Source organism: Vibrio sp. 811 (assembly GCF_033339195.1).
The window spans coordinates 1-545 of sequence record NZ_JAWOUB010000820.1 but is presented as its reverse complement, the minus strand read 5'-3'; the positions used below and the strand labels follow the sequence as shown (position 1 = coordinate 545).

At 49.9% G+C, this 545-nt stretch carries 1 protein-coding gene; it reads left to right on the top strand.

Translation table 11 applies throughout. The features are described 5' to 3' along the window. Positions 1 to 36 precede the first annotated feature (36 nt). The coding region (locus R7Q46_RS29590; RefSeq protein WP_318078640.1) for a tRNA-dihydrouridine synthase at positions 37 to 545 on the top strand (509 nt) is incomplete at its 3' end.

The following is a 545-nucleotide window of genomic DNA, read 5'->3' as shown; positions in this document are numbered from 1 at the left end:
CCCTCCTTTTTATCACCAAACTGTATTAGGCAAACTATGCGAGTTGTATTAGGCCCAATGGAAGGCGTTTTAGACCATTTGATGCGCCAAATCCTGACCGAAATAAACGACTATGATCTGTGTGTGACGGAGTTCGTTCGAGTGATCGATCAAGTCCTGCCAGACCATGTCTTTCATCGCTTATGTCCGGAGCTTATGCAAGGCTCTCAGACCACTTCTGGTGTGCCTGTACATGTTCAACTACTAGGTCAAGAGCCACACTGGATGGCGGAAAACGCAATCCGAGCAGCAGAGCTTGGCGCGCGCGGCATCGACCTAAATTTTGGTTGCCCAGCAAAAATGGTCAACAAAAGCAAAGGAGGTGCGGCGCTATTGCAGCATCCTGAGTTGATTCATAGCGTGGTAAAAGCATGCCGCGACGCAGTGCCTGCGAATATCCCTGTCTCCGCAAAAATTCGTCTGGGCTGGGAAAACCCTGAAGACTGTTTTGAAATCGTGGATGCGATTCAATCTGCGGGAGCGAATGAACTGACCGTTCACGCACG